Here is a 22,564-nt window from a genome sequence, read left to right as displayed (position 1 = left end):
ATTCAACCTACAGGTTATTTTGTTCCTCGCGAAGCAGCCGTTTAGGTGGATTTTCCGCGGAAAGCGGGACTAGCGGCGGTTTTTTCGGGGATAAGGAATTCCCTATGCCAACGTGCTTCAAGTGCCTTGCTGGTTGCGTTTTTTTCCTTGTCAGCAATACATGAAGATTGGACGAACAAGATTGAATTATCGGTTTTCATAAGGACTTTTTTTCCTGGAGAAACTTAAGGCCGGAGGAATCTAGGTGATCGCAAAGAACTTCAAGTGGTTGACGAAAGAAGGGGAGCTTGGAGAATACGGACTTTGCGGTCGGTGCTGGCATCGTCTGAGAGCAGGAACATTCAGGGCGTCTGGCTTTTTCTCCCGTCTGAATTTCACTTTTCGCGCCGCGGGACTGTCTCTGCTTGCATGCGCCGTGCTGCTTTCGGCGGGCGGTTGCGGTGGGGGTGCGGAAGAGGATATGCCTCCCTTTACAGAAGACCCTCCCCCTGTTGGTCCTGCCTCGCCCGCAAGGCCAAATCCCGTTGAACTTGAATTCCGTGAGACGCATCTCGGGCCTCCGGACATGCCGGATGGCGAAGACTATAAAGATGATGAATTCATGGCTCATTGGGGATTGATCGCCATCTACGCCGATGAGGCCTACGGCCGGGGGTATTTTGGTCAGGGAGTGACCATTGCGGTGGCGGATGACGGTATGGACCTAACTCATCCGGACTTGGCCTTAGACGGCAAGATCAAGGCGCCGTGGCATATTCGCAACCGGAATAATATGGTGAGTGAAGCCTATAGAGAGGGAGTGCACGGCACCTATGTGGCTATGATTGCGGCAGGGGCAAGGGGCAATACGGACGGGAATTTTGAGATAACCGTTGACGATGGCGCGCGAATACCTACCAGGAACATTCACGGAGTTGCGCCGCGGGCTTCAGTCATGCCGATAGCAATGTCAGGTGGCGCAACTCCGGTAGAGGCAGTACGATACGCAGTTCGGAACGAAGCGCATATGCTGAATCTCAGTATAGGCATGTCTACTTTTTATTATGGGAAATACACGGGCAGAGAGGGTGTATGGCTCACCCAGTCTCTTCCCTTCTTCAGACCGCTTCTCAGCCTGGATCTGATCCAGGAATTTGCGGAGGTCGCCGGGGTAATTGAAAATCAGGACATTGTCCTTGTGTGGGCAGCCGGGAACGAAGGATGGAACTCTTATCGCAGAGACGCTGTTGTCAGCATGTGCGGGAAGAACTTCATTGACGAGGACGGATGTCTGCTGGGAGAGATGCATGTCTCCCAGCAGGAGTTCATGGAGAATTTCATGTGGATCTACGACGAGAACAGTCCTGATGACACCATTTCTTTCAAAGGCATGTGGGGAGAAGACTGCGGAGAAGATAACTGCGCAGAGTACAACTCCAGCGGAGAATGGAGGGAAGCCCCGTTGTTTGAGCCCGGATTGCTTGGAAAATGGATCGTGGCTGCCGCGTCGGATAGAAACGGCACGATCTCCTCGTTTTCCAACGGATGCGGTGCGGCCAGAAACTGGTGTCTGGTGGCGCCCGGAGAAGGCCTGACAATTAATCCCGGTGATTCGCATGGGCTTAGCGGTACGTCTTTTGCGGCTCCCATGGTGAGCGGGGCCCTTGCGGTGCTCAAGAGCCGGTTTCCCGATATGCCTATGGATGTTATACAGGCCATATTGCTCGTTTCCGCGGACCCGGTCGGAATTCGGGAAGACAATCACGAGGAACCGGACCCTGTCTATGGCTGGGGGCGACTGGACCTGAGAAGCGCCGTTATCAAGCAGGATGCCGTACGTCTTCCGTACTCCGTGCCCCGGACTGCCGGGGCGACGCGGGCAATTTCTCCGGGACACTACCGTCCCCCTCTGCTTCCCGCCTCCGTTCAGACGCACACAGGCAGTCAGAACCGCGGCCTGCGGCAGGGACAGTGCGTGTCTCCATATGAGATTATCCGGCGATACCAGAATCGAAACGGAAGACCTCGACAAATGATTGACAGAAGCGGAACCTGAGAAGTTCCTCAATAGTTCTCAAGCTTGGAAACCAGGGAATTCAGCCACGGCCGTAAAGGTCTGCGGGCAATATTTCTTATCCGCCGACGAACGGATCGGGAATATCGGGATGCCAGCGCGCGAAATGGTTTTTATGCGCCTCCGTATAGGCTCCGGGCGGGTAGTACTTGTCGTAGAAATCCAGGTCAAGATGATGGGCCTGCACCATGAACCGAAGGAACATGGGGTCGGAGAAAGCCGGGAACCTTCCGTATGTATCGTAGACGTAATTGCAGATATCCTTTACAACCTGTATTTCGTCTCTGCTGGGTCTTTCAACCTCCGCGAGCACGCCAGTCGGATCCTTGTAGGGAAGCTTGTGCGATTCCCAGTTCGTCCATTTCATGTCGTTAAACGCTTCCACTGCTTCTCCCATGTCCTTGTAGTACGGCGGGCAGAACGCCTGAAACAGGTCGTCCCGGCCCACGGCGACCGGGTTGGGATTTCCCGTGTCGCCCTGTATCTTCGGAGTTGCGAACCGGAAACCCAGCCCCCTGTGAAAAGGTGTTCCTCCGAGCATGAACATGCTCGCGAATCCGCTGAAAAGCCATCCTCCGAGACCCAAGGTCTGGAGTGTCAGGACCATGTTCTGCCCCATAAAGGCTTGTTCCGCGATGTAGCCGTTTGCGAAGCGAAGTTCCGCTTCAACAAGCGGCATTCTTTTTGACTTGTCAAGAAAGCCTTCCTCAAGCCAGTGCGCGGTTCCGGGTGGTCTCAGGCTGTGAAGCTCGTCGACGAAGTTAAACCTGTGGTCAGGCCTCATGTAGAAGAAGTAAAGGTTGATTATGCACGCAGAAAGATCCGTTACCGGCATGAACACCGTAGTTCCGGGCTTGTTCACGTTCCAGAGATTGTGGGCGGCGATTCCCGGGGGTTTTGACGGCAGGTCTGCTCTTCCGTCAGAAAGCTTGATCTTGGATTCGCGGAACAGCTCGAGTATCCGGTCCACTCTCTGGTGACGGGTCATTTTCTCTAGACCCTCAAAATCCTCGGCACGCCGATCATGCATCTTTATCATGTAGAGCCCCTCGTCATTCGTGTAGAAAAGCTCCGTTCTGTGCACGTCCCCTAGAGCGGGGATCGTCTTGCTCGTAAACTGCATCTCAAGGTCAAGACCCACGTGAGGGGGAAAGTCAGAGAGGTTTATGTTCTTTATGCCGAGGCCCGTCCACACCAGTATGGCTTCCTCAAGTTCTGACAAGGGAACCGGGTCGTGCTTCGATTTGTACTGTAGCGGTCCCTTTTCGATCTCCATTCCAAGGCCGAAGCGGCGGGACCTTCTCTGGAAAACGGCATCATAGAAACCGTGGTCTATGGCGTGATCAAGACCTTCTGGGTATTCGCTCATGAGTTTCTCCTTAAGTTAACTGTTACACCCTGCGGGAAGTGTCATTCCTGCTCCTCGGAATCGGATTGGGTCACAAGTTTCATGTATTCTCTTTCGGTAATTATCTCCAGAGGGCTCTCAACCCTGTCAAGAAACACCACTCCGTTTATGTGGTCGTATTCATGCTGGAACACTCTGGCCGTGAAATCCGAGAAATCTTCTTCAACTAGATTGTTGTCTCTGTCCCTGTAGACAGCGCGGATCGACTTGTATCTTGGTACAAGTGCCCGTATTCCGGGGATGCTCAAGCAGCCTTCCCAGCCTTTTTCCACCTCGTCTGATACCGAGACTATCTCGGGGTTGATTACCACCCTGACTTCTGTCTCGGGGGCATCGGGATACCGCGAGTTCAGGGATCCGGCGATTATGAAGATGCGGAGAGATTCAGATACCTGAGGAGCGGCGATTCCGACGCCGTTTGCCTCGGCGGCTGTAAGGATCATATCATCAATCAACTCCTGGGTCTCCGTGCCACTTATGTTTTCCACTCTCGGCGCCCTTTGCCTGAGTACGGGGTTTCCCAGTTCGGTTATTTCACGTTGGTTTGCCATGGTTTTACTGGTTGAAAATGGACTGCTGTTTCCGGCCTCCTCATATAGATTGCGGGCCGGTGCTTAAGATTCTATTATTATAAAACAAAAAGCCGGGAGGTTAAAGATAACTTCGTGTCGGGAATCGAACTTATAAAAAGGGCAGGAGAATTCGGGCAAAGGACCGCGGTTGAGGACCGGACGGGAAATTTCACTTACGCCGACTTGCTTCGTGTCTCGCGCTTTGCGGCGCTTAACCTTCTTGGCGACGAGAAAGATCTTGAGGAAAAAAGGGTTGCGTTTTTAGTTCCCCCAGGGTTCGATTACGTGGCGCTTAAGCTAGGCGTATGGATGGCGGGAGGAGTATCGGTTCCCTTGGGCACCGTTCATTCTCCGAGAGAGATAAATTACGTCATAGAGGACTCCTGCGCAGAGACGGTGGTTTTTCACCCGGACCTCGCTCAAAAACTCGAAGGGGTTTTATCCGATATTGACGTGCGGTTCCAGAAGCTTCCGGAAGTTTTCCAGCCAGCCCGAGGAGAACTTCCCGGGATTTCCGAAGAGAGAAGGGCAATGATCATATACACAAGCGGCACTACCTCTAAACCCAAGGGAGTAGTCTCAACTCATCTCGGCATAAAAGCCCAGATAAACAGCATGACGGAGGCGTGGGAGTGGACCCCTGAAGATTCGATACTCAACGCCCTGCCTCTTCACCATCTCCATGGGATACTGAATGTCGTTCTCTGCTGCCTGTGGTCCGGTGCCAGATGCGTGATGATGGACGGGTTCAATGCGCAGCGAGTATGGAAGAGGTTTGAAAAGAAAGACCTGACCCTCTTTATGGCCGTTCCCACTATTTACTCCAAACTGATAGATCTCTGGGATGATTTTTCCGTTGCGGAGAGAAGACGCATGAGAAATTGTCTTTCGGGCTTTCGTCTCATGGTTTCCGGCTCCGCGGCTCTTCCCGTGTCCGTTCTTGAAAAATGGAAAGAGATAAGCGGGCAGGTGCTTCTTGAGAGATATGGAATGACCGAGATAGGAATGGCTCTTTCGAATCCTTACAGAGGCGAAAGGCTGCCGGGATGCGTGGGCTTTGCAATGCCTGGGGTCGAGGTGGGAATTTTCGACGAGAACGACAGGCTGGTGGGTGTTGAAGGGCAGGGGGAAATCAGGGTAAGGGGAGAAGGCGTGTTTCTTGAATACTGGAGAAAACCGCGGGAGACGGAAAGTGCCTTTTGTGACGGATGGTTCAAAACCGGAGATATCGCATTTTTAGAGCGCGGAGGTTCCTACAGGATACTCGGGCGGGAATCCGTGGACATAATAAAGTCAGGTGGATACAAGATATCCGCCCTCGAGATCGAGGAAGTGCTGATGGAGCATCCGCTTATCAGGGAGTGTGCGGTGGTAGGGGTCGCCGACCCGAGCTGGGGAGAGAGGATAGGGGCGGCTCTCGTGTTAAGTGAGGGTGCCTCGATTGACCTTGAGGAGCTTCGCGGCTGGGCTTCCGACAAACTTGCCTGGTACAAGCTTCCGACCCGGCTTCTGCTGCTTTCCTCGCTCCCGAGAAACTCAATGGGAAAGGTAATCAAAAACCGCATTAAGCGGTCTTTTCAAAATAGTTTATAATGGGAATTATATGCTTGGTTACCCGCAGGATAGCCTCGTATCAATTTCACGGTTCGCAGGGACTGTGCTAATACCAGCACCCTCCCCGTGCAAGCGTTACCCAGCCGACTATAGGGATAAGAAGTAAAGAATACTTCTTGTTGATCTTCCGTATTTTTACCCCGCAAGAACTTGGTATAGTGAAGCTGGGAACGGTTCTTTTTCTGCTCTTCGGCTTCGGAAAGCCTTTTTTGCCTTCCATGGCCTCTCTAAGTGCGTCAGCAAAATACTTGAGCGTGTGCTTAACGGGGTTTGCGGGAAGTTCCCGCATCCACTCCGTTTTACGCCGGAGCCTAGTGAATTCCACCCCAAGGCTGAAATAACTGGTCTTCGGTTGTTCCCCCTTGCCGTTTTTGAAAGCCTGATAGTCGGCAAGATTCTTCTCCCGAAAATGGTTCCAGACATACCGGCAGGCTCCAGCTATCTGGAACATCTTACTTGCCTTAGCCTTAGTGGCAGGGAGAACGACAAACTCTACGGTGCGTATCTCTTTAGCCATTGCAATATATTATACCAATTGTCTTGTTGCTTGGGTAAATGAGTATATAATTCCCTTTATAATTTCTATAATACGAAGTCAGTCTTTTTTTTGGTTTTAAGGATAAAGCGGAGAGAAACATGAACCGGGCTGAGAATGCACCCATTTCCTCTAACGGCAGTGTCCGTTACGGTCCCGACATGAAAGTCCTTATCGTCGGTGCGGGTGTTGCGGGACTTACGCTCTGCGGGCTTCTCGAGCAGCGGGGCTTTCGTCCTACCCTTGTGGAGAGGGCTCCAAGGTTCGGGGATGTGGGATACGTGATAGTGGTCTGGCCCTCAGGCAGCAGGATACTCAAGGGACTCGGTCTTTACGAACTGCTCAGGGAGCGGGGCTGCGCTTTTACCGATTACAACATTTCCAACTACAGGGGCAAGGTTATAAACAGCTACACGATTGATTCCGTGGTTGAGAAGTACGGCCCTATAATAAGCATTTACCGTCCTGATCTGATAGACATACTCCTAGGGGCGGTAAGCGATGATTCGATCAGGATGGACACCACTGTTGTTTCCCTTGAGGACACTGGGGACGGAGTCGAGACGGTATTCAGCAACGGGACCACGGGAACCTATGACCTCGTTATAGGATGTGACGGGATAAGGTCAAGAGTTCGAAAAGAGGTCTTCGGCGACATACCGCTTCGCTACAGCGGCATGTCCGGGTGGGGCTTTTGGGTCAACCTGGACTTCTGCAAAAGCGAAGGGATCATAGAGTACTGGGGGAAGGGGAAGTTTCTCGGGATGTGGCCGACACGCGGACGTCTTGCCATTTTCACTAGCGTGAGGAGAGAATCCGGCGTTCAGGACAGCGTTGATACGAGAATAGATAGCATCCGTCGGAGTTTCGCCGAGTTCGGAGGCGTAGTGCCGGAAATCCTGCGCAGTCTTGATGATCCCCGCAATATTTACTATGACGAGTACAACGACCTCAGAATGAATAGCTGGTCGCGAGGAAGAGTGGTGCTTGTCGGAGATTCGGTTCACGCGATACTGCCGAACGCCGGCGCTGGCGTATCAATGGCGATGGAATCGGCGGCCGTTTTGGCCGAGGAACTTTGCAGAACCGATTCAGTGAACCTTGCTCACGCCTTCTGGCAGTATGAGTCAAGAAGAAAGGGAAGGGTGAACAAAGTTCAGAACCAGTCAAGGATCATGGGGAAATTCATATACACCGAAAGCGGTGTTCTCTCGTCTATTCGTGATTATATTGTGAGGGTATATTCGAGTAGACAGCTTTTCAGGTACTGGGACAGCATGCTGAAAGATCCCCTTTGAGATCAGTGTTCCCGGTTTAAAAATTTTTTGATTCCGGAGCGTAACTTTAATGAAATCATTCAAACATCTGCTTTTTTTCTTCGTCTTGACGGCGATTCTCTCGTTTCCTCTATCAGAAGCCCTTTCCCATGATTTCTCCGAGTCCATCTCGGCTACGGTAAAGCGTCTTACCCCTTCGGTCGTTAATATAAGCACGACAAACGCAATAAAAACTTCGCCGTATCAGGATGAGTACTTCAAGAAATTTTTCGAAAAGTTTTTCTCCGACCAGATGCCGGGGAGGGAGTTCAGGAACAAGGGACTGGGTTCCGGCTTCATAATGAGTTCCGACGGCTACATAATTACTAACAACCATGTAGTGAGAAGAGCCGAGGAGATCGAGGTGATACTCGAAGGCGGCAAAAAATACACTGCCAAGATAGTCGGCACCGATCCCGTGACGGATCTTGCCCTGCTGAAAATCGATCCGGAAGAGCCTCTTCCCGCTGTGGAGATGGGCGATTCCTCTGCCCTTGCCATAGGAGACTCGGTGTTCGCCATCGGAAACCCTTTCGGCCTAGGTCACACGGTCACCGCCGGGATAGTCAGTGCGAAGGGAAGGGCTCTTGGAATCGGGCGGTACGACAACTTCATTCAGACCGACGCGGCTATTAACCCTGGAAACAGCGGTGGGCCGCTTTTTGACTATGAGGGCAAGGTGGTAGGCGTGAACACCGCGGTCATGGCCCGCGGCCAAGGCCTCGGTTTCGCCATACCGATAAACATGACGAAGACTGTCGTTGAGCATCTCAAGGTTCATGGAAAGGTCATCAGGGGTTGGCTTGGGATAATGATTCAGGACATAACCCCAGAAATTTCCGAGGCCCTCGGGATCAACCGCGACAAGGGAGGGCTCGTATCCGAGGTCAAGGAAAGAAGTCCGGCGGACAAGGCGGGCATCAGAAGGGGAGACGTTATTGTTTCCGTGGGGAGCGAGAAAATTCCGGACGCCGCTACGCTTGCAAGGAAACTGGCGCTTACCAAGCCCGGGGTTGATACGAAATTCGTGGTGCTTCGAGACGGGAAGGAGAAGATCTTTACCATAAAGCTTATCGAACATCCCGAGAACGAAAAAATCGAGGAATCCCCCGACAAGCTGAAAGCCGAAGAGGAACTCGGCATTGAAGTGAGCGAGATAACCGAGCAACTCAGAAACCGGTTCCAGATCAAGGCCTCGGGCGGAGTCATTATCGCAAGAGTTGCACGCGGGAGCCTTGCCTCCGAAGCAGGGTTTCTCCCGGGCGATGTTATAGTGGAGGTAAACGGAGATGCCGTTGGCGGACTCGATGACTACCATGGAGCGCTTGAGAAGCACGGTTCTAATGGAACCCTGCTTTTTCTTATCGAACGCAAGGGAAGGACAATATATCTTGGCGTAAAGATGGGGCGCGAGTGATGATAGAGGAAAAACTCGCAGAACTTGGAATAGAGCTTGCAGAGGAAGTTCCGGCCTTGGGAAGCTACGTTCCCGCTACAGTGTCGGGCAATCTGATTTTTGTATCAGGTCAGCTTCCCGTCGAAAAAGGAAGGCTTCTTTTCATGGGCAAGGTGGGAACCGATCTTACGGTTGAAGATGGCTACGAAGCGGCCAGGCTCGCGGCGATAAACGGCCTTTCCGTGATCAGTCATATCTTGGAAGATCTTCGCCAGCTAAGCAGGGTCGTGAAAGTGACGGGTTACGTGGCAAGCGCCCCCGGGTTTACGGAACAGCACAAGGTGGTTAACGGCGCCTCAGAGTTTTTCTCCGACATACTCTCTGAGAACGGACGCCACGCGAGGGTTGCGGTGGGGGTTCCCGCACTTCCGATGGATTCCCCGGTGGAAATTGAAATCATAGCCGAGTTCTCACCCGGCTATGATTTCTGAGAAACAGGGGGTTTTGCCCTGATGTTCCACGTATACCTTTATTCAGACAGTCCCTCGCAATCGCTTGTCATGCGGGGCGTGACGGATTTTCTCACGGATCTGGGTCTCTCGGTTGAGTTTCGCGGGGACTTCCTGAGCTATCTCTCGCTTGCGGCCGAGGAGGTGGCTGAACTTGAATCCTTTCTCTCAAGAGCTAGGGTTTTTGACATTGAAACGCCTGTTGACTTCTTCGAAACTCATCTGCCGTCCGAACCGTTTGAAAAGGAGCTTTATGACGGTTTCTGGGTTCAGAGAATATTCTCGAGATTTTTTCTTAGGAAGCATCCCGGCGAACTTGCGAAATCGGGTTTTCACGCGGTTATCACGGGCAGGCTGCTTGGTACCTACGGATCCCGGAGATACCACGCGAGAGTTATAATTTCGGGATTTCCGTCCTTTATTTCAACCTCGGGACTTGTGGACGGTCCGGCAAGGCCTAGGGAGTATTATTTTCTAAAGGCGGAGTTTATCCGCTCGGGAAAGGATCTCTCAGAGCTTGACGAGGCGTTTCGGGGAAAGTTCGTTGATTACGAAGACGAGAGGATAACTAAGATAACAGGCCCCTACATACTTCAGCCTCTTCTGTACCATTTCTCCGGGAAGGAATTCTGCCAAAACGGCAGATGCGCACTTTTTAACTCCCACTGGCAGAAAGAAGTTCTCGATATACAGCACTCGGGCTTTTTATGCACCGAGTGCGAGAGCGAAATAAGGAAAATAGGAAAAAGGCGGTAGAAGCTGCGCCCCGCTACGCTGTAATGAACAGGAAACCGTCCCGGTTTCTAATCCATTTCATCAAGTATGTTTATAGCCACTTGGGCTACCTTTTTCCCGGAAAGCAGCATACCGCCGAAAGTGGGCCCCATCCTCGGAAGCCCGAAGGTGGTGTTAACCGCCATTCCGCACGCGAGCAGGCCGGGATGTACTTCTCCAGTGTATTCAACGAGTGCTTCTTCCGATTTCTCGACCCACATCGATCCGTGACCCGGAAGCTTTCTGTAAAGGCCCTGCTGAGAGAGTCTGGAAACGCAGTAGGCGTCGTGCCCTGTGGCATCTATTACCAGTTTTGATTCTATTGCTACGGGGTCAAGGCAAGTTATTTCCTTGGGCATGTTTGCGATGGGTGTCCAGTTGATCACTATCCCCGCGACTCTTCCGTTTTCCCTGTAAACCAGATCGTCAAACAGCGTCATGTTCCTCACTTTCGCACCGGCTTCACACGCCGTCGCTATCAGCTTCGAACAGGCGTAAGGACCGTCGGCGACGAAAAGTCCTTCTGTGACCTCTTCATACGGCACTTCAATCTCGTCAAGAACTGTTTGCCCCGGGGCGCGTACGGTGACCTTGTTCATCAGGTATCCGCCGATCCAGAACCCTCCTCCCAGGTAATTCATTCTTTCAACGAGCAGAACCTTGTACTTTCTTTTCGCTATGTCCTTTGCCGCTACGAGCCCGCTTGGCCCCGCACCGACGATTATGACGTCGCTTGTAATGTATTCGCTGAATTCATCCGAGAATCCTTCAACGATGGCCCTGGTGACCTCTTTTTCTCCTATCGGCGCGAACTGGGGGGTTTTTAAACTGTCTGACATGTGATTTTCCTCCGGAAAATGTCAATAAGGTTCTGCTTTTTACTCCTGTTCTTCTTCCTTCACGACGTTCACTGTTACCTGCTGTGTTACGTCCGTGTGGAGTTTAAGTGCAACTGTGTATGTTCCAAGTTCCTTTAAAGTTCCGTCAAGCAGTATGTCCCTTCTTGAGATCTCGAATCCTTTTTCCTCGAGTGCGTCGGAAATGTTCTGCGAGGTAACTGACCCGAACAACCTATCTCCTTCCCCGGCTTTGGCGGATATGGAGATTTCAAGACCTTCGAGTTTTTCGGCAAGCGCTTTGGCATTCTCAAGGATTTCGGTTTTGCGCAGTCTTATGGCTTCTATCTTGCTTCTCCAAGCCTTAAGGTTCGATTCGGTTGCCTTTACAGCGAGCTTGCGGGGAAAAAGATAGTTTCTCGCCATCCCGTTTTTCACTTCTTTTACGTCTCCGACGACTCCTACGTTTTCCACATCGGAAATCAGAATTACTTTCATTGTTTACCTCCGCGCATCGGTTAAGCGGTATCCGGGAATCACTTGTGGGTTACCGTATACGGCAAAAGCGCCATGAAGCGGGCTCTCTTTATAGCAATCGCCACCTTTCTCTGCTCCTGCCTGGAGAGCCCTGTGTTTCTCCTAGGCAGTATTTTTTTTCTCTCAGTTATGAACTGCGAGAGAAGCTCCGTGTCCTTGTAATCTATCTGCTTGCCTTCCTTGGCAAGATCTCTGGGTTTCTTTCTGCGCGAGTAAAACCTTCTTCCCCCTCCCCCTCCCATTGGTCTTCTGCTCATGACTGGTCGCCTCCTTGGGTCTTTTCTTCGTCTCCCTGGGGCTGTTCTACATCTCCTTGGGACGGTTCTTCGCTTTCCTGAACCTGTTCAGCAGCTTCCTGTGGCTGTTCTTCGCTTTCCTGAACCTGTTCAGCAGCTTCTTGTGGAGGCTCGCCGTTGCCTTCGGCCTGGCTTTCAGACTCCGAGGAGGGGGACTGAAAAGCGCTCTGATCCTCTTGCTCGGATGGTTTCGGAGGAACGTTCATCCCGCCGCCCGCAGTTTTCTGTTCCTCCTCGATGTACCTTACGGTCATGAACCGCAGAACATTGTTTTTCGAGAGGTTAAAATATCTTTCTATGTCCGTTACGGCCTTGGATTCAGCCGCGTAAACGGCTATGTAGTAGGTGCCTCTGGTGTAATTCTCTATTCTGTACGCAAGATCCCTTTCAGCCCATTTTTCGGATTTTATCATCTCCCCGCCGTTTCCGGCAACGCTCTGCTCGACCCTGTTCTGGATCGTAAGAAGATCTTCGGGGGATATGTCCGGCCTTACGAGATAAAGCGTTTCGTACTTCTTTGGCTCTATAGCCATCCTTACTGCCTCCTGTTTTGGTCTTAGGCTCCTGAACACCATCGCTTTGAAGTCAGGAGCAACAGAAAAAACTATTATACTGTTTTCGGGGACTGTGTAAATAAACGGGCTGGGGGGGCATGCCCCCCCAGCCCGCAGGTAAAGCGTCCGTTTTATATTATAAGAAGAGGAGCTACGACAAGCGATACTATGGACATCAGTTTGATCAGGATGTTCATGGCCGGCCCTGAGGTATCCTTAAACGGATCTCCTATAGTGTCCCCTACAACGGCGGCTTTGTGCGCCTCCGATCCTTTCCCCCCCAGATTACCTTCCTCTATGAATTTTTTCGCGTTATCCCATGCTCCGCCCGAGTTCGCCATCATAAGAGCGAGCATCACTCCCGCCACGACCGCTCCGGCGAGAAAACCTCCGAGGGCTTCCTCTCCGAGGGCAAAGCCTATTACGAGCGGCACCACTACGGCGGTAATGCCCGGCAGTATCATCTCTTTTAAGGAAGCGTCTGTGCTTATCTGCACGCACCTAGCGTAGTCCGGTGTGGCCTTTCCTTCAAGAAGTCCGGTTATTTCCCGAAACTGCCTTCTTACTTCCTCCACCATCTGCTGCGCCGACCTTCCCACGGAACCCATGGTCAGGGCGCCTATGAGAAACGGGATGGTTCCTCCCACAAGCATTCCCGCCACGACCTTGGGCTGGGTAATGTCGATAGAAGAGAGCCCGACGGCGTTTGTGTAGGCAGCGAAAAGCGCAAGGGCGGAAAGGGCCGCGGAACCGATAGCGAATCCTTTTCCTATGGCCGCGGTGGTGTTGCCGAGAGAGTCGAGCTTGTCCGTGATCTTTCTCACGTCCGCGCCGAGTTCCGACATCTCCGCGATACCGCCCGCGTTATCCGCGACCGGACCGTAGGCGTCAACCGACATCGTTATTCCTATGGTCGCAAGCATGCTGACCGCGGCTATTCCTATTCCGTAAAGCCCCGTGAGCCAGTAAGACAGGACTATCGCCACCGCGATTATAAGCACCGGGTAAGCCGTGCTGTACATTCCCACCGCGATTCCCTCGATTATGTTGGTTGCGACTCCCGTCTCGGAGGCGTTGGCTATTCTCTTGATCGGTGGCCCTGAGGTGAAATGCTCTGTGATCTTTCCGATCAGTATCCCCGCGACCAGACCCGCTATGGAAGTAAGCCATATGCTTACGTATCCCTGTGTTCCCATGGAGGGCAGGTTCTCCACCTGCGCGAGCCCGTAAAGTACCGCTAGTGAAATCGCGCAGTACACGACCGCGGCGAATATTGTGGATCTCTCAAGCACAGCGCTCGGTTCTCCTTCCCTGAGCCACCCTACCGCCTTGGACCCCACAAGCGAAGAGAGGCTTCCTACTACGATGAGTATCAGCGGGACCGACATCATGGCGAGCTGGTTTGTCGCCATGCTGGCTGCGATCACTACGGTAGCGATTACGGCTCCCACGTAGGATTCGAAAAGGTCGGCGCCCATTCCAGCCACGTCTCCGACATTATCTCCGACGTTATCGGCGATCGTAGCAGGATTCCTCGGATCGTCCTCAGGTATTCCGGCCTCAACCTTTCCGACAAGGTCGGCTCCGACGTCAGCGGCCTTGGTGAATATACCTCCGCCTATCCTTGCGAAAAGAGCTACGGTGCTGGCTCCCATTGCGAACCCGCCTATCATTCCTCCGAATTCCTTTAGGAACGCTGTGAAAAGGGTGCTGTCTTCGGGCTTTGTCTGAAGGTCGAGTCCCAGAAGAAAAACGACTGAGAGTCCCAGAAGACCCAGACCTGCGACCGAAAGCCCCATCACGTTTCCACCCCGAAAAGCCACCTCAAGGGCTTTTCCCTGTCCCTCGCTCGCTGCCGCCTGTGCTGTTCTCACGTTAGCCTTCGTGGCTGACTTCATGCCGAAAAATCCAGCTATAAGCGAACAGATCGCCCCGCCGAGATAAGCGGCCCCGGTTTCAATTCCAAGAAACACCGAGAGCAGAACGAAAACAATCGCGGCGAAAAGGCCGATTATTCTGTACTCCCTTTTCAAAAACACCATCGCTCCCTCGTGAATCGCAGAAGCGATCTGCTTCATTTTGTCGTTTCCTTCAGGAAGCTTGTCTATCCCCCTGTATACAAATAACGCGTATAGGAGCACGATAAGACCTACCACGATTCCCACAAGTCCTATATTGCCCGCCAGTACTTCACCCATACCCATTGGTAAATTCCTCCTAGTAGAGAATTGTTTTTTTTCAGTTCAGTCGACTGTTAAATTTGTTCATTGCCGAATCCACCCCGGCGCTTATTATCTCAAGTGTCGCCTCGACCGCGGTCTCGACCATCTCCGCCGCTGTGTCTCTCTCATTTGCAGCGAATGTGGAGAGAACGTGATCCCGACCCTCTTTTTTCCCCGAGGGTTTCCCTATGCCGATTCTCACCCTGCAGAATTCCCCGGAACCAAGGGACGATATTATCGATCTTATTCCGTTGTGCCCGGCCGAGCCTCCCCCCCTGTTCACCCTTATGTTTCCTAAGGGGAGATCAAGTTCATCGTAGACCACGATTATCTGCTCGACTGCTATCCTGTAGAATTCCTTCGCTTCGCGAAGCGCCTCACCGCTTGCGTTCATAAAGGTCTGGGGCTTTATTATGAACAGCTTCTCATCCGAATAGACTGCCTCCGCGCAGAGACTTCTGAATTTTTTCTTCCCGATCTTTACTCCTAGGCGCTCGGCCGCGCGCTCAGCCGCTCGGAAGCCTATGTTATGTCTCGTATTGTCGTAGGCGGAACCGGGATTTCCCAGGCCGGCAATCAGATATCGCATGGATTTGATGACTTATTCCTGGGTTTCTTCGGCTTCCTCTTGTTCCTCTTCCTCTTCTCCGGCCTGCACATCCTCCTCTGTCGAGCGCTGCACTATCACCTGGACGACTTTTTCGCTGCCGTCCCTAACCGGTTTTATTCCCTCGCCGAGTGAAAGACCTGCTATGTCCACGAAACCTCCTATGCCGAGAGAACTTACGTCTATTTCTATCAAATCAGGAATGTCGCCCGGCAGACATTCAAGGTCGATGGTTCTCATCAGTTTTTCTAGCATGCCCCCTCTTCTTTCCCCTTCGGACCTTCCTAGGGTGCTTACCGGAACTTTTACCCTGATGCTTTTTTTCATGTCGATAGCCAGAAAATCAAGGTGGATCACCCTGTTTTTAATGGGGTCTCTCTGGACTTCCTTCACCATCGAGAATCTTTTTGCGGGGGGCTCGGAACCGTCTATCTCAAGTTCCAGAACGGTGTTTATTCCGGCGTTGTTTGAAAGCGCCCGCTTAAGTTCATCGGGACGTACCACAAGCGGTACCGGGTCCTCTCCTTGGCCGTAAAGTATGGCCGGTATGTTCCCTTCCTTTCTTACTTCCCTGGCTCCGCTTTTGCCGATTCTTATTCTGGGTTTTACCCGAAGTGAACTCTGTACCATGGTTTTTCTCCTGGATTTCGTTTAAGTGAAAAGTGCGCTTATCGATTCTCCAAGCGCCGTTCTCCTTATGGCCTCGCCGATGAGGTCAGCGATACTGAGCACGGTGATTTTCGCACTTTCTTTCTGGTTTTCCTTCTGGGGAATGGTGTTTGTGATTATTACTTCATCAATGTCTGAGTTGTTTATCCTGTCTAGGGCAGGCCCTGACAGCACGCCGTGAGTGCAGCAGAGCGATACGCTTTTAGCTCCTTTCTCAAGGAGCACTTTGGCGGCTTCGGTGGCGGTTCCTGCCGTGTCCACCAGATCGTCAACTATTATCGCGTGCTTGTCTTCCACGTCGCCAATTATGTTGCTTATCCGGGCGACGTTGGGAGCAGGCCTTCTCTTGTAGCAAATGGCGATCTCTGAGTGGGTTCTGTTCGCGAACTCGGTTGCCCTCTCAACCCCACCGGCGTCTGGAGAAACCACTACGGTTTCGCCGTCGCGGTATTTCTCCCGCAGGTAGTTGGTTATCACGGGTGCTGCGTAGAGGTGAGTTACCGGAACGTCAAAGAATCCCTGTATCTGGCCGGCGTGAAGATCCATGGTCACTATTTTGCTCGCGCCCGCGACGACTATGAGGTCCGCGGCCAGCTTGGCGCTTATCGGGGCTCGGGGCTGAACCTTTCGGTCTTGTCTTGCGTACCCGTAATACGGTATTACGGCGGTTATTACCCTTGCGGAGGCCCGCTTGAGCGCATCTATGATTACGAGAAGCTCCATTATGTTCTCGTTTACCGGAGGGCATGTCGACTGTATGATGAAAGTGTTCGAACCTCTTACGCTCTCTCTTATGTCAACGAAAATTTCCCCGTCGCTGAAACGGTTTATCTCCATTTCTCCGGGGGAAACCTCAAGATAGTTGCACACATCCTCAAACAGAGGGTGATTTGACGTGCCGCTGAATATTTTTGCGTCCTGCATTTCCATGGTGGGCCTCAAAATATGAAACCCTGTATTATAGAGTAAAGTTTTTATAATTCAAGCGCCGGGGACATTGCGGAGTTCCCGGGATGGGCTACTTTCTGTAGGGCGAGAAATCAGGCGGTCTTTTCTCCACAAACGCATCGGTTCCTTCGGCGGCCTCGGCTGTGGTCTTAAAGAGCTCGAGGGAAGCCTTGCCCATGCTTGAGATTCCGAAAAGTCCGTCGGTCTCGGAGTTAAAGGAGTACTTGGCGAGCTTAAGGGCGGTAGGGCTTTTAGACAGCAGCTCCTCGCACCAGGCGTTAACCTCGGAGTCAAGCTCGTCCTGGGGAACGACCCTGTTTATAAGTCCCATCTCAAGAGCTTCCTTGGCCGAGTACTGCCTGCATAGATACCACATTTCCCTAGCTTTTTTTTCACCGATGAGCCTTGAGAGGTAGGCTGTTCCGAAGCCCGGATCCACGCTACCCACCTTCGGTCCCACCTGCCCGAAAACGGAGTCCTCAGAAGCGATTGTCAAGTCGCACATGAACTGCAGTATGTTCCCTCCACCTATGGCATAGCCCCTAACCGCGGCTATGACCGGCTTCGGTATGTTTCTTATCAGGTAGTGGAGATGCGAAACGTAATCCCCGACTCCAAGAAGCCCGTCTTTGCCCCCGGCGCCGCTTTTTTTCTCCTTGAGATCTCCTCCGCTGGAAAACGCCTTGCCCCCCGCACCTCGGAGGACCACCACGCCGACTTGCTCATCCGCCCAGGCGTCCGTAAGGGCCTTGATCATTTCGTTAAGCGTTACGTCCCGGAAAGCGTTAAGGGCACGGGGGCGGTTTATGGTTACGAAGGCGACTCCGCCCGTTTTTTCGTAGATTATGTCTTCAAAATTCATCCGCTATCCCTTGTACCATTTTCCGGTACTTTCCCCGGTAAATATGTTAACGCACTTGGTTTCAAGGTAGTTGTCTATCCCCTCGGCTCCCAGTTCCTTTCCAATTCCGCTCTGCTTGAACCCTCCGTAGGGAGTTTCGGGGATTATGCCTCCATAGGTGTTTACCCAGAGGTAGCCGGCCTTTACGGCCTTTGCGACCCTAAGCGCGCGGTTTATGTCCCGGGTCCAGATTCCCCCGGCGAGTCCGTACTCGACGTCGTTTGCCGCCGCGACTGCCCCTTCCTCGGTCTTAAAGGGAATGACGCAGACCACGGGCCCGAAGATTTCCTCGCGTACCAGAACCGAACCGGGAGGGATGTCCTCTATAACGGTTGGCGCTATGTAGTAACCCTTGTCGAATCCCTCGGGGCGGTCCCCGCCCGCGACCACCCGGGCTCCCTCCGAGACGCCTTTTTCTATGTAGTTCATCACGTTTTCGTAATGCTCCTTTGAAATCACCGTTCCGAACTCGGTTTCAGGGTCCTCCGGGTCTCCGATTTTTATCCTCGAGATACTGTCGAGATAAGAGGAGAGAAACTCATCGTATATTTCTTCGTGGAGCAGCAGCCGGGTAACCGCGGTGCAGTTCTCCCCTTGGTTAAAGAAGCCTCCGCGGAGACACGCCTCGACGGCCCCCTCGATATCCGCGTCCGCAAAGACCATGCACGGAGCCTTGCCTCCGAGTTCAAGGGACACTCTTTTTATCGATCCCGCCGCCGTTTTCATTACGTTTTTTCCGACTTCCGTGGAACCGGTAAACGCTATCTTACCTATCCCGGGGTGCTCGGTAAGCGCCTGGCCTGCCACGGCCCCCTCTCCGGGCACCACGTTCAGCACGCCGTCCGGGAGCCCGGCCTCTGAGCAGAGCTTAGCCACCTCGAAGATTCCACACGATGTGAGTTCTGCGGGTTTTATGACCACTGTGCATCCGGCCACAAGCGCCGGGGCTATTTTCCAGAAGGAAAGAAGAAGGGGGAAATTCCACGGGATTATGTGTGCCGCCACCCCCACGGGCTCTTTTATGGTGAGAGATATCTGGTTTTCGTTTACCTGAAGGGTTTCTCCGTTAAGACGGGTGTGTGCTCCCGAGTAATACTCAAGCGTTCTTACCGAACCGCCTATTTCGACCGCGGCGCTCTCGCGGATGGGTTTTCCTGTTTCGCGGGTGTTAACTAGGGCGATCCTGTCCCTGTTGTCAGAGAGTGCCTGCGCTATTCGAAGAAGGTACTTGGCCCGCTCGGACGCCGAGAGACTAGACCACTTGGGAAAAGCACGCTCGGCGGCGCGAACCGCTGCGTCTATGTCTTCCGGCCCTCCTTGGGCGACCTCCGCCAGGGGCTCTTCCGTCGCGGGGTTTTCCCTTACGGAGTAGGTTCCGCTTTGCGGCTCCCTTTCCCCGCCATCAATGAAGAGATCGCACTTTATTTCTGTACTGGCCATGGCTTGAAAATTATAACAGACAGTTCCTTATACGTATCCGCATAAGCACAACTCGATATTTGTGCTTTGTTTCGGAGTCAGTAATAAGGTGCGTTCAAATGCCGAAAAAAACAAGGGCAGTCTCAGGACTGCCCTTGTTAGATCAACTGTTACCGGCAGTTTCAGGAAAACTCCCGATATTGCAAGAAAGTTTCTACGCGCGTTTTCTCAGGAAAACGACTGAGAACAGAACGGACGCTACCAAGAACAGGTTAAGCAAAGTGCTCTGAGACGTATGTTCAGTCCCGGCGATGGCGCACGCTCCATCGTCGTCATCCGGTTCAGGATAAGTTCCAGAACCGAAGATGTAGAGATCCTCAGGAGCGTTTGGTGTTTTTTCATATAGGTTCGCCACTTCGATATAGCTTCTCTTAGGTGAAGTGCCGGGAACTGATCCCATTTCAAACCAGTTCTCGATGTCATCTTCCATATCTAAGGGGTTGTCCCAGCGGTAGTTGGCGTAAGCAGAAGTTCCGCCTGCTAATTCTCTGTTAAACAGGCTCGCTATCGTCTGGTCTTCCCCTTCCAACTCATTATCCTCCAATTCAAGGTTACCGCCGTTTAGGTCAAAGTTATTTCCGTTCACAAGTACTGTGGAGTTTGCTAGATCTGCTCCCATTACGAAAATATATATGTTTCCATGCTTGAAATCCCCGTCCTCGTTTCCAAAACAAAAAAGCCGCTCTTGAATTCTCGTGATTATTGCGCCCTCAGCAAGTTCTCCCAGCCTAGCTAGGTCCTGTTGTAGGGATGGGTCTTGGGCTATCAGTTTGCCTGCCTCTTCCAGCGATATATTTGCTACGTCTTCTTGAACCGCTTCTATAACATCTTTTACGTAAGCTTCAAGACTAGCGTCGGTCGGATCGTCAAAAACCTGCTTTGCGGTAGTTCCGAGCGTGAGACCGGAACAGTCAGGTTTCTCGAAAGCGGCGTCGAGGTTGTCTAAATCTGTCTCGTGACGAAGACCTGCTATGTTCGTCACATCTACGGTTAAATCGCTCTCTACTTTAGCCGCACAGGCTACCCTGTTCTGATCGTAATTTTCGCAATTCGTATCCCCAATAGTTGAACCCTCGAGTAAAGCTTTAAAAGTGTTCGCAAGCGGCGTCCCGGCATCCGGATTAACCTTGTAACCTATCAATTCGGGATATCCAGCGTGATTTGTTATAACATTATTGTCGGTTATCCCCATTGCGTAGATATCGCCGTGCCTATAGGTTCCTTCTCGTCTGAGGGCCCTGCCGAATATTGTCAGTTCTCTGATCAACGCGGCGCGGTTATTTATGTTGTCGGCCCTAACATGTTCATAGTAATCCACTATACGATTGACAAAATCCGTCATCTTCTGTTCATTTCCAGGGTCGTCTGCGACCTGTTGTGCGGTTATCGTACTGTCCCCGTGAGTACCAAACGCCTCGATGCTGAATGAAAAAACAAGCCCTAACGTAAAAAACAGGCTCAAAATCATTCCGTGTGTTTTAAGTTTCATCCTACTGATCCTCCTGCGATTTTTGTTGCACTGAAATACTAGTTGGTACAAAATCAGCACTTACGCCATTAAATCATAAATAAAGCCGGATTTCAAGAAGAAAGCGGGTTCCGGCGCGGTATCCGCTCCTGTGTCTATGACGCAGAAAACGAAAAGAATCTATGTGGCAAATTCCTTGGGCTTCTTGTAAGGGTGTTGGGATTTCTGTTGCGGGCGTTTTCTGTCTTTAGGTGTCTGATTCCTGGGTCAGCAGGAGGGTTGCGTTTTGCTGTTTCCTAGGTCAGACGAACAGCGCTTTTGCTGATACTTTTACTTTCTTGTTTTGAAAAGCATTAAGGTGCTTTCTGGTGTCGAAAAAAACAGGCTATCAAGGGCGGCATCAACTCGTTTGTGAAAACCGCCCTTGATAACCAGCTATAATTCCGGAAAAAGCTTCCGGAAAATCTTCGCTTTTGCCTAAACACGTCTTCTAAGGAAAGCAACCGAGAACAGAACGGACGCTATCAGGAACAGGTTAAGCAGGGTGCTCTGAGACATATGTCCCGCCCCGGCTATGGCGCATCCATCGTCATCATCATCTTCTTCTTCTATCGGCATCTCACCGTCGCCGGCACAGACTCCATCTCCAGGATAAGTTCCGGAACCGAAGATGTAGAGAATCTCGATGCCGGGGTTTGGAGTTATCTTCGCGTTTATGTCTGCCACCTCGATGTAGCTCCTCTTGCATGAGGTTCCGGGAACCGAATTAGTTTCAAAAAAGTTCGGAACGTTATCATCCGGATTTGTGGGGTCATCCCAGTGATAGTTGACGTAAGTGGAAGCTCCATTTACTGGGTCTCCAAGTTCCTGGTTAAACAGTCTCGCTATGTTTTTCTCTCCTGACAATTGATTATCCACCAATCCCAGGTTAGTGCCGTTTAGGTCAAAATTGTTTCCGTTGAAAAGCACCGTGGGGACAACCGGGTCCGCATTCATTATGAAGACATATATGTTTCCATGCTTGAAATCCCCTTCTCTGAAGCAGGCGGATTTTGCGTAAACCCTCTGGAGCAGTCCCCTGCTAAATTCCATTGCCACAGGCGAAGTTGGATCCCTCAGACCTAGGTCGTTTGGATCCCCTCCGTTTCTCACAAACTCCTGAAATTGTGCATTCGTTGCATCCGCCACTTGCTGTTGAACAACCTCGATAACCCCTTTTACGTAAGCTTTAAGATTCGCGTCGCTCAGGTCGTTGAAAACAGTCTCGGCGTTAGCGTTAGTTGGAAGCATTAACTCTTCACAGTCGGGAAGCCTGAAAGCGGAGTCGTCTTCCGCGTGATGAAGGCCCGCTATGACAGTCACATCCCCGGCATCGCTCCTTATTCTCTCCGCGCAGGCTACTCTGCCCTGTCCGTCATAATCTTCCACGCACTTCGTCGTGTCGACACCCGAACCCTCGATTAAGGTTTGTATGGTGCTTGCTACCGCCGAATCCTGGGCGTCCGGATTAAACTCGTAACCGAACAGATTGGGATATCCTGCGTGATTGCTTACGATTCCATTTTTTCTTATGCCCATTGAGTACATGTTTTTTTCGGGGTTTTTATAGTCTCCTTCCTGCCTGATGCGTCTGCCGAATATTACAGCCTCTTTGGTCAGTGCATCTCTGTCATGGGCGTTTTCGGCGACAACCTGATTATAGTAATCTATTATATGCTTAAGAAAGGCCTTCACGTCCTGTTTACTTGTGGGGGTGACCTCGTCTGCGGTTATGCGCGTATCGTCGTCCCCGTCGTGAGTAGCGGATGCCTCTATGCCGAACGAAAAAACGAGCCCCAGCGCAAAAAACAGGCCCAGAACCATTCCGTAT

The 22,564-nt window shown here is 51.9% G+C and carries 21 protein-coding genes; 6 read left to right on the top strand and 15 right to left on the bottom strand.

The genetic code is table 11. From position 1 onward, the window contains the following. Positions 1-601: 601 nt before the first annotated feature. Positions 602-2,035: a S8 family serine peptidase gene (locus OXG75_06545; protein ID MCY3625629.1), complete on the top strand. Its 1,434-nt coding sequence runs from the start codon at positions 602-604 to the stop codon at positions 2,033-2,035. A 76-nt stretch (positions 2,036-2,111) separates the two neighbouring features. Here the strand turns inward: OXG75_06545 and OXG75_06540 are convergent, their stop codons facing one another. Further along, on the bottom strand, positions 2,112-3,422 hold the full coding sequence (locus OXG75_06540; protein ID MCY3625628.1) for a hypothetical protein: 1,311 nt from the start codon (positions 3,420-3,422) through the stop codon (positions 2,112-2,114). Between the two features lie 41 nt (positions 3,423-3,463). Then, complete coding sequence (gene def, locus OXG75_06535) at positions 3,464-4,012, bottom strand: peptide deformylase (GenBank protein MCY3625627.1); 549 nt, start codon at positions 4,010-4,012, stop codon at positions 3,464-3,466. A gap of 114 nt (positions 4,013-4,126) precedes the next feature. On the opposite strand from def, the gene OXG75_06530 reads away from it, so the two are divergent. Further along, complete coding sequence (locus OXG75_06530; GenBank protein MCY3625626.1) at positions 4,127-5,626, top strand: acyl-CoA synthetase; 1,500 nt, start codon at positions 4,127-4,129, stop codon at positions 5,624-5,626. A gap of 67 nt (positions 5,627-5,693) precedes the next feature. Here OXG75_06530 and OXG75_06525 read toward each other — a convergent pair whose 3' ends face one another. Next, positions 5,694-6,164: a hypothetical protein gene (locus OXG75_06525; protein ID MCY3625625.1), complete on the bottom strand. Its 471-nt coding sequence runs from the start codon at positions 6,162-6,164 to the stop codon at positions 5,694-5,696. A gap of 119 nt (positions 6,165-6,283) precedes the next feature. Here OXG75_06525 and OXG75_06520 point away from each other — a divergent pair, with 119 nt between their 5' ends. Genes OXG75_06520 through OXG75_06505 form a run of 4 tightly spaced genes read left to right on the top strand, consistent with a single transcriptional unit; the run spans position 6,284 to position 10,159 of the window. After that, positions 6,284-7,480, top strand: coding sequence for an NAD(P)/FAD-dependent oxidoreductase (locus tag OXG75_06520; protein MCY3625624.1), 1,197 nt, complete (start codon positions 6,284-6,286; stop codon positions 7,478-7,480). Positions 7,481-7,529: 49 nt separating this feature from the next. Beyond that, positions 7,530-8,915, top strand: coding sequence for a Do family serine endopeptidase (locus OXG75_06515; protein ID MCY3625623.1), 1,386 nt, complete (start codon positions 7,530-7,532; stop codon positions 8,913-8,915). Next, on the top strand, positions 8,915-9,385 hold the full coding sequence (locus OXG75_06510) for a RidA family protein (protein ID MCY3625622.1): 471 nt from the start codon (positions 8,915-8,917) through the stop codon (positions 9,383-9,385). The genes OXG75_06515 and OXG75_06510 overlap by 1 nt, the downstream gene beginning before the upstream one ends. 21 nt (positions 9,386-9,406) lie before the next feature. Continuing rightward, the gene (locus tag OXG75_06505) at positions 9,407-10,159 is read left to right on the top strand and encodes a hypothetical protein (protein ID MCY3625621.1); all 753 of its coding nucleotides are present in this window, start codon (positions 9,407-9,409) and stop codon (positions 10,157-10,159) included. A 47-nt stretch (positions 10,160-10,206) separates the two neighbouring features. Here the strand turns inward: OXG75_06505 and OXG75_06500 are convergent, their stop codons facing one another. The 12 genes from OXG75_06500 to OXG75_06445 all read right to left on the bottom strand — a co-directional run. Further along, positions 10,207-11,016 (bottom strand): sulfide-dependent adenosine diphosphate thiazole synthase, encoded by an 810-nt coding sequence (locus tag OXG75_06500; protein MCY3625620.1) that lies wholly within the window; start codon positions 11,014-11,016, stop codon positions 10,207-10,209. Positions 11,017-11,055: 39 nt separating this feature from the next. Then, a complete protein-coding gene (rplI, locus tag OXG75_06495) occupies positions 11,056-11,511 on the bottom strand; it encodes a 50S ribosomal protein L9 (GenBank protein MCY3625619.1) in 456 nt (151 codons plus the stop codon). A 38-nt stretch (positions 11,512-11,549) separates the two neighbouring features. Then, positions 11,550-11,807: a 30S ribosomal protein S18 gene (rpsR, locus tag OXG75_06490; GenBank protein MCY3625618.1), complete on the bottom strand. Its 258-nt coding sequence runs from the start codon at positions 11,805-11,807 to the stop codon at positions 11,550-11,552. After that, positions 11,804-12,379 (bottom strand): 30S ribosomal protein S6, encoded by a 576-nt coding sequence (gene rpsF / locus OXG75_06485; protein ID MCY3625617.1) that lies wholly within the window; start codon positions 12,377-12,379, stop codon positions 11,804-11,806. Before rpsF ends, rpsR begins: the two co-directional genes overlap by 4 nt. A 152-nt stretch (positions 12,380-12,531) precedes the next feature. Continuing rightward, entirely contained in the window at positions 12,532-14,598 is a 2,067-nt protein-coding gene (locus tag OXG75_06480; GenBank protein MCY3625616.1) for a sodium-translocating pyrophosphatase, read from the bottom strand. Positions 14,599-14,638: 40 nt separating this feature from the next. Then, entirely contained in the window at positions 14,639-15,211 is a 573-nt protein-coding gene (pth, locus tag OXG75_06475; GenBank protein MCY3625615.1) for an aminoacyl-tRNA hydrolase, read from the bottom strand. A 12-nt stretch (positions 15,212-15,223) separates the two neighbouring features. Continuing rightward, entirely contained in the window at positions 15,224-15,859 is a 636-nt protein-coding gene (locus OXG75_06470) for a 50S ribosomal protein L25 (GenBank protein ID MCY3625614.1), read from the bottom strand. 21 nt (positions 15,860-15,880) lie between these two features. Further along, a complete protein-coding gene (locus OXG75_06465; protein MCY3625613.1) occupies positions 15,881-16,822 on the bottom strand; it encodes a ribose-phosphate pyrophosphokinase in 942 nt (313 codons plus the stop codon). Positions 16,823-16,916: 94 nt separating this feature from the next. Beyond that, a complete protein-coding gene (locus OXG75_06460) occupies positions 16,917-17,708 on the bottom strand; it encodes an enoyl-CoA hydratase-related protein (protein MCY3625612.1) in 792 nt (263 codons plus the stop codon). Between the two features lie 3 nt (positions 17,709-17,711). After that, a complete protein-coding gene (locus tag OXG75_06455; GenBank protein ID MCY3625611.1) occupies positions 17,712-19,187 on the bottom strand; it encodes an aldehyde dehydrogenase family protein in 1,476 nt (491 codons plus the stop codon). Between the two features lie 193 nt (positions 19,188-19,380). After that, positions 19,381-20,715 carry a hypothetical protein gene (locus OXG75_06450; GenBank protein MCY3625610.1) on the bottom strand — a complete coding sequence of 445 codons (1,335 nt, stop codon included), beginning with the start codon at positions 20,713-20,715 and terminating at the stop codon, positions 19,381-19,383. Between the two features lie 456 nt (positions 20,716-21,171). Then, the coding region (locus OXG75_06445; GenBank protein ID MCY3625609.1) for a hypothetical protein at positions 21,172-22,564 on the bottom strand (1,393 nt) is incomplete at its 5' end.

The sequence above is a fragment of the Candidatus Dadabacteria bacterium genome (genome assembly GCA_026705445.1).
In the GTDB taxonomy this organism is placed as follows: domain Bacteria; phylum Desulfobacterota_D; class UBA1144; order Nemesobacterales; family Nemesobacteraceae; genus Nemesobacter.
This window is presented reverse-complemented; position numbering and strand designations above follow the sequence as displayed.